Raw genomic sequence first — 5,210 nt, forward strand, 5'->3', positions numbered from 1 at the left:
TGGGCTTTGTAAAAGCGACTGTATTCAACCTGGCAATTATTAACTGATTAATACATATCAAATTTCAAGCCCTATTCTAAATCAGAGTTTTTTAAAGTTAAGTGTATGGTAAAAACGATTAAGTCCTTCATTCCTGCGTTAAATACAGTACATAATTATAAATGGGGCTACTCCCTAGGGAATATGTTTCCAGATTGATGCGAGTCTGATTAAAGATGATAGGTCTCAGGTTGAACACATCAAAACATTCATTTCTAGTTGATTGTTGCCTTTTGAAATGAGTGCAATGAATACTAGCTTCTCAATCAGATCGATACTTTATTTATTTATAATCTCTATCGTTTTTATCAGTTCCTGCAAAAGCGGCCTTTTTAACGTTTTTAAACCCACTTCCCCGCATGAAACTTATGAGAAAAACCTGATCAGCTCAGGACTTGATAAAACCGCCATGGGCAAGACCTGGATCGAAATGTCTGACAAAATATTGCAAACACCCGTTGCAATCAAGATCCCTTACCTCGAAAAAGGATATTTTCCACCCGATAAGGTGCAGGCAGCGGCCTTTAGTTTTAAGATGGAACGTGGGCAGAAGCTGCATGTAAAATTGAATAGGAAGCCGTTGCAGAGCTTTATGATATATACAGACATTTGGGCACGTGATGAAGGTGGAGTCCTAAAAATGCTGGGTTCGTCTGATACGCTGGGTGCTTTTCAATCTGATATCAACCAGACAAGCACGTATATTCTAAGGCTTCAGCCGGAGCTGTTGGCTGGCGGAGAGTACACTTTGGAAATCACATCAGGCCCCTCATTAGACTATCCGTTAAAAAGCTATCAGCGCAACCAGATCCGCAGTTTTTGGGGCGATGGGAGAGATGCAAACTCGCGTAAACATGAAGGTGTAGATATTTTTTCTGCTTTTCGTACGCCGGTAGTGGCTATCGCTGCCGGAACGATCAGGGTCAATGAGAATGATTTAGGTGGTAAAGTTGTATGGCTTCGCCCTGAAGGGAAGGACTTTACGTTATACTACGCCCATCTAGATGAGCAAACCGTTGCACACGGTCAGACAGTACAAATTGGCGATACGCTTGGGAGGATGGGAAATACAGGGAATGCTAAAACAACTCCCCCTCATCTTCATTTTGGAATTTATACAAGGGATGGTGCCATTGACCCATTGCCATTTATTAACCCCGTGACTAAAAGGGTTCCTGAGATAAGGTCTCAAACAAAGTTGTTGAATTCAACCTTGCGTACTACAGGAAACGCATCTTTAACAAGCCGACAGTCAGTGAATGCTTTGAGAAATGGAACAATTCTTCGGGTGCTCTCAGCTTCAGAAAACAATTACCGGGTAGAGCTTCCTGATGGAGCAACCGGATTTGTAGCTGCGGGAAAAGTCAGCGAGTCATCGGGAATTCTCAGGAATATAAAGTTGAGTTCTTCTCAAACGAATCTGTTTGACAGGCCGGACACTTCTGCAGCTGTTAAACTCACCCTGCGGTCAGGCGAGAGGGTAAACCTGATTGGCAGTTTCGGAGATTTCGACTTAATCAGTACTGGGGGGAACAGAGGGTGGATTAAACGATGAGCAAATTTTTTAGAAAATTCCCCTTCAGCCAGCCGAAAACTGTAACTTAGTACTGATGAAATCAGGAAGCAATATTTATCTGAAATACACGGGCATTATTCTTATCCTCGTGATTTTAGTAGTGGCCTATGGTTACAGGAATTCCCAACATTCACCCGGGAAGGATGATAAGATTGTAAAAACTCCAACTTCCACCGTTAGCCAGGCAAAGACAAAAAAAATGGCACCTGGTGCGGCGTGTTGCAAAGCATCGTTCTCCCGGACGAAAATATTGTCAGTTAAAAACGCCCACACCAATATCACTCCTGAGCGTAAGTAGTAATGCTTCCTGCACGTCAGTCTTTAGTTGACCTCTATCACTTCTTGCCATATTTAAAACGCAGAAATAACATAGCCACATCCATTAGAAATCCGAAAGCATTAGTTATAATGATTGGTAGCGAATCCAGCTTTACTCCATACCACACCCATAGTCCATTACCACCAATTAGAAGCAGGAACATCACCGGGCTTACGTCGACCTTTTTTTCCTGAATTGATTTAATAAATTGAGGCACAAGAGATGCTGCAGTAAGCACTCCTGCAATAATGCCGATGATCTGTTTATCCATATAGGATTAAGACATATAACTATGATTTGTTTTTAGATTTAACGCGTTTGTTTTTGTAATAAATGATATACCTTGTTGACCATTTACTATGAATACGTATACAGGGCACGAGAGTTTAAACGAACAGATTAAAATAGTAGCAGCTGGTGCAGCAAAGCTGCCTGGGGTGGTTATTATCCATAGCATCGTGGATTGGACCATTACCTGGATGTCGGAGTATGGCCTGAAAGGGCTTGAAATTTCACTTGAGGAAGTTACAAGCATTAGTGCCCAGGAATATTATTCCAGGTTTTTCAACGAGGAAGATTCAAAGGATTATGTTCCAAAGATCCTTGGCCTGCTCGAGAGAAACAATGATGATGAAATAGTAACGTATTTTCAACAAGTTAGGGTCTCTGGAAAATCTTGACTGGACGTGGCATATGAGCAGCTCCAGAATTTTCATGAGAGATGAAGCGGGGAAACCTCTTTACACGATCACCATTTCATTTCCTATTGATGCGATGCACCATATGACGAGTAAGGCTGCACGGGTTTTGGAGGAAAATAATTTTCTGAGAAGGAATTTTCAGAGGTACTCCAGGCTGAGCGCCAGGGAATGTGAAGTTTTAAAAGAATTGGCGCTGGGTAAAAGCTCTGGAGAGACCGCAACCGAACTTTTTATTTCTGTGAGTACCGTAGAGACACATAGAAAAAATATCCGTAAAAAGCTCGAAACGACTTCATACTACGACTTATGTCAGTACGCCCGATCATTTGATCTTATTTAAACTGGGAGAATCTCTCTTCTCTTATTCCTGTCCCATTTGATTTACAGAAAGTATTATTGATCTTAGAGGGAAATACCTCCCGATGGCAGCTAAAAGTGCAGTTCACAAAAGGAATCCTGATCGCACTAATACAGCGGAGAACACCACTTGCCCCACCTGCGGTAATTCAATTAATAAGAATTTTTGCGAAGTGTGCGGTGAAAAGAAGCTCAACAGGCACGACTTTTCCCTAAGACATTTCGTAGAAGAAACCTTCGAGGGTTTCACTCATTTTGACAATAAATTTTTTAGGACTGCCAGGTTATTAATTTTCAAACCAGGACAACTAAGTATAGATTTTTACGAGGGCCGGAGGGTCCCTTACATGAAGCCATTTCCGATGTTTATAATCTGCAACATCTTGCTCTTCATGATCGTTGGTAAAACAAATATCTTTTCGCAGCCTCTGACTAGTTTTTTGCAGTACACACCTTATACATATTTTGGGACGAAAGAGGTTATACTCTCGTTTGTCAAGTCCGATGCAGAATTTGAGATTCTGGCTACACAGTTTAATCAGAGAATGGGAGTGGAGGCCAAAGCATTTCTTGCCATATTTATTCCCATTCTGGCTTTGGGTTCCTGGGTTGTCAACTACAGCCGACGAAAATATTTCTCGGAGCACCTGGTTTTCAGCACACATTATTTTACAGTCATGGTCATGTTGTATACGGTGTGGGCTCTACTTGTCAGCAGGCCATATACAGCCTGGTTTGATCCGGAGGAGTCAAGTAGAATTGCTGACCGGGTAAGTGGTTTTGTTAGCATTTTAATACTTGCTGTTTATTTTAGTATCTCATCGAAGAAATTCTACAAGATAAGCTGGGCGCGATCGATCCTGGGCTCTGTAATTATAACTCTGGTTTTTATGGGTTCACTGATAGCATACAGAACACTTTTGTTTTACAAGATAATTTACAGCCTGCATTAGGATTGAGTTGGCCAGTGTCGCTAATGACGTTTCTTTCGCAGATCAAACGCTACCCCATAAACAACACCTACAGAGACATAAGAATAGCTATCCTCGAAATAGATATTATAGTCGTCCTGACCACGATAGCCTACTCCCAATGCCAATGCAACATTATCCGTAAATCCGGGCTGATAGTTGTACTGTGCGCTGATATTTAGTCTTTTACGCAAATTTCCTAATGAGTAATCTTCGTACCGGTCGGTTATATATGTAAACTTCGCATGTATGCGTTGGTGATCGCTGTATTTATCATTTCCGCGCTTGTCGGTAAGTATATCATAAACCCAGCTGCCGTTAACACGTACAAAGCCATATTGATCTTTTAGTTCTCTGGAATATCCCCGGTTAAAAAGGCCGGTATGTAATTCTATTCCCAGAGATCCATATTGGCTCATCGAGCGAACGGAACTCACATTTCTTTTTCCAATAGTATAATCCAGCGTATAATAATTGGTAGTGAATTTTCCCCCGCCACGGTTAAATCTTCCAGAGGGGTCAAGCGTAGGGCCATCCTGCCCGTTTGAATGATGGGAGTAAGCCAGCGATAGAAATTGGGGATACAGAGTGTCGTTGTTTATCCTGCTGTAGATCTTTAGGCCAGGCATATAGCTGGGCGATCGCACCGGGGCTTTCCGGGCGTTTAGCAGCCTGAGCTTAACCCTCGGGGAAAACACCGCGAAAAATCGGGACTTGCTGCTATTTAGCAGGATCACATTTGGGTTGACGTCAGCAACAAGTGAGGTTTTGATGGGATTTCCATACTCATTTCCAAAAAAGCCGGGGTTGACATTTTGCCGGTAAATACTGTTAAAGGATAGATTGGTGCGTTGAGAGGGGATAAGAGTATCTTGAATACCGAACGCCGCATTGCTGAAGGATAAGCAGGTTCCAAGTAATAAAATATAGTGCAGATGTTGCCGGCTTGATCTTATAAGCATTATTGATGTTTTATATGATTACGTATGTTCCGGTTAAACAGTTTTATGTAGCAACTAAACCGAACGGTATTATTTCATCACTTAGTAAAAATGTGCTAGATTAGAATAGTATGCGTGATTTAAGGTCGATATATTTTCACCAGCGTTAAAAGACCACTTGAGATTAAATAATTGTAAATTTCATCCCCCGGACACTAAAATTTGCTGGTGATGAAATTTGATAAAATAATACTCGTTGTGCGGTTTAATTGGCCAGGGCATGTTTTAAGTGATTAATGGGTTTAT

Annotated in this window: 7 protein-coding genes; 5 read left to right on the forward strand and 2 right to left on the reverse strand. The window is 41.6% G+C overall.

All coding sequences use genetic code 11. The features are described from left to right. Nucleotides 1–286 precede the first annotated feature (286 nt). Together WKF69_RS17185 and WKF69_RS17190 are read left to right on the forward strand one after the other, a co-directional pair. Complete coding sequence (locus WKF69_RS17185) at nt 287–1,594, forward strand: M23 family metallopeptidase (RefSeq protein WP_340383457.1); 1,308 nt, start codon at nt 287–289, stop codon at nt 1,592–1,594. A gap of 55 nt (nt 1,595–1,649) precedes the next feature. After that, on the forward strand, nt 1,650–1,913 hold the full coding sequence (locus WKF69_RS17190; protein WP_340383458.1) for a hypothetical protein: 264 nt from the start codon (nt 1,650–1,652) through the stop codon (nt 1,911–1,913). A 37-nt stretch (nt 1,914–1,950) separates the two neighbouring features. Here the strand turns inward: WKF69_RS17190 and WKF69_RS17195 are convergent, their stop codons facing one another. After that, the gene (locus WKF69_RS17195) at nt 1,951–2,205 is read right to left on the reverse strand and encodes a SemiSWEET family transporter (protein WP_340383459.1); all 255 of its coding nucleotides are present in this window, start codon (nt 2,203–2,205) and stop codon (nt 1,951–1,953) included. Nucleotides 2,206–2,293: 88 nt separating this feature from the next. On the opposite strand from WKF69_RS17195, the gene WKF69_RS17200 reads away from it, so the two are divergent. The 3 genes from WKF69_RS17200 (at nt 2,294) to WKF69_RS17210 (ending at nt 3,945) form a co-directional block, all read left to right on the forward strand. Continuing rightward, nucleotides 2,294–2,614 (forward strand): hypothetical protein, encoded by a 321-nt coding sequence (locus WKF69_RS17200; protein WP_340383460.1) that lies wholly within the window; start codon nt 2,294–2,296, stop codon nt 2,612–2,614. Nucleotides 2,615–2,627: 13 nt separating this feature from the next. Beyond that, entirely contained in the window at nt 2,628–2,975 is a 348-nt protein-coding gene (locus WKF69_RS17205; RefSeq protein WP_340383461.1) for a helix-turn-helix transcriptional regulator, read from the forward strand. A gap of 82 nt (nt 2,976–3,057) precedes the next feature. Then, on the forward strand, nt 3,058–3,945 hold the full coding sequence (locus WKF69_RS17210; protein WP_340383462.1) for a DUF3667 domain-containing protein: 888 nt from the start codon (nt 3,058–3,060) through the stop codon (nt 3,943–3,945). A gap of 20 nt (nt 3,946–3,965) precedes the next feature. Here the strand turns inward: WKF69_RS17210 and WKF69_RS17215 are convergent, their stop codons facing one another. Then, entirely contained in the window at nt 3,966–4,925 is a 960-nt protein-coding gene (locus WKF69_RS17215) for a hypothetical protein (RefSeq protein ID WP_340383463.1), read from the reverse strand. Nucleotides 4,926–5,210: the final 285 nt, after the last annotated feature.

It is taken from the genome of Daejeonella sp. (assembly GCF_037719425.1).
GTDB lineage: Bacteria > Bacteroidota > Bacteroidia > Sphingobacteriales > Sphingobacteriaceae > Daejeonella.

Bases quoted from the DNA above. Each gene is read 5' to 3' on its own strand.
- WKF69_RS17200 (WP_340383460.1), top strand. From the start codon at position 2,294: ATGAATACGTATACAGGGCACGAGAGTTTAAACGAACAGATTAAAATA.
- WKF69_RS17205 (WP_340383461.1), top strand. From the start codon at position 2,628: ATGAGCAGCTCCAGAATTTTCATGAGAGATGAAGCGGGGAAACCTCTT.
- WKF69_RS17210 (WP_340383462.1), top strand. From the start codon at position 3,058: ATGGCAGCTAAAAGTGCAGTTCACAAAAGGAATCCTGATCGCACTAAT.
- WKF69_RS17215 (WP_340383463.1), bottom strand. From the start codon at position 4,925: ATGCTTATAAGATCAAGCCGGCAACATCTGCACTATATTTTATTACTT.
- WKF69_RS17195 (WP_340383459.1), bottom strand. From the start codon at position 2,205: ATGGATAAACAGATCATCGGCATTATTGCAGGAGTGCTTACTGCAGCA.
- WKF69_RS17185 (WP_340383457.1), top strand. From the start codon at position 287: ATGAATACTAGCTTCTCAATCAGATCGATACTTTATTTATTTATAATC.
- WKF69_RS17190 (WP_340383458.1), top strand. From the start codon at position 1,650: ATGAAATCAGGAAGCAATATTTATCTGAAATACACGGGCATTATTCTT.